The sequence below is a fragment of the Psychrobacter sp. GW64-MNA-CIBAN-0177 genome, from assembly GCF_040309585.1.
GTDB lineage: Bacteria > Pseudomonadota > Gammaproteobacteria > Pseudomonadales > Moraxellaceae > Psychrobacter > Psychrobacter okhotskensis.
Window position 1 is genome coordinate 1 of the sequence record NZ_JBEOOY010000244.1, and the last position, 272, is coordinate 272.

At 48.5% G+C, this 272-nt stretch carries 1 protein-coding gene; it reads right to left on the reverse strand.

Translation table 11 applies throughout. From position 1 onward, the window contains the following. On the reverse strand, positions 1–272 hold a 272-nt coding region (locus AAEY79_RS14945; protein ID WP_352289180.1), incomplete at both ends, for a hypothetical protein.

Here is a 272-nt window from a genome sequence, read left to right on the forward strand (position 1 = left end):
CTCTGGCATCTCGGTAGAGCGACCCATTAATAAACGACCATGCATGTCTTTGTGCATTGCAGGTTCAATAGACAAGACGCTGGTGTCTGCAAACGCGCTTTGAGCAATCATCACATGGTCTGTATTCAACAAACTGGCAATAGCCGCTTGTAGTTCATCCACACTGGCACTATTTGGCGACGTGATTAGCGCAGGAACCGCTCTATCGTTTCCGGCCGTTGAAGTGCCACACCCCATAAAAGCCGTGGAAAACATCACTACAGCGATAAGTA